The sequence below is a fragment of the Vibrio sp. 2033 genome (assembly GCF_033339735.1).
Genome location: NZ_JAWOVC010000371.1, coordinates 1 through 687, shown reverse-complemented (window position 1 = coordinate 687; position 687 = coordinate 1). Strand labels below are relative to the sequence as shown.

Annotated in this window: 1 protein-coding gene; it reads left to right on the top strand. The window is 50.4% G+C overall.

The window, feature by feature from the left end; translation table 11 throughout:
• The coding region (argB, locus tag R7P74_RS26660; protein ID WP_318123663.1) for an acetylglutamate kinase at positions 1–595 on the top strand (595 nt) is incomplete at its 5' end.
• Positions 596–687 lie beyond the last annotated feature (92 nt).

Below are 687 nucleotides of genomic sequence, written 5' to 3'. Positions count from 1 at the left end.
ACATGGTCTACGCGTGACGCCATACGATCAAATTCCAGTCATTGCCGGTGCGCTGGCAGGAACGGCAAATAAGTTACTGCAAGGTCAAGCGATTGCCGATGGTTTGAATGCGGTGGGCTTGAGCCTAGCGGATGGTGGCCTTTGTCATGTCGAAGCGTTAGATCCTGAATTAGGCGCGGTGGGCAAAGCGACGCCGGGTGACTCAAGCCTACTTCAAGCGATTTTAAATACGGGCGCACTGCCTATCATCAGCTCTATTGGTCTCACGGCTGAAGGTCAAATGATGAACGTGAATGCGGATCAAGCAGCGGTTGCCGTTGCGGGTGCTTTGGACGCGGAGTTGGTGCTGTTGTCAGATGTAAGCGGTGTGTTAGATGGCAAAGGTCATCTGCTTAAAAGCTTATCTGAGAAAGAAGCTAATGCGCTGATCGAAGGCCAAGTGATCACTGATGGGATGATCGTCAAAGTGAAAGCTGCTCTCGAAGCCGCCAACGATCTTGGTCGTCCGATAGAAGTGGCGACGTGGCGCTACCCAGAAAAAATCACGCAGTTATTTGCTGGTGAAAGTATTGGAACACAGTTTCTGCCTCAATAAGCGGAAGCAAAACAGTTAAAGAATTCAACATTAGGAAGTGGTTGGCACTGACCGCCGAGCGCAGCGCCAGTTAAGTTTGGAGAAAAAACATG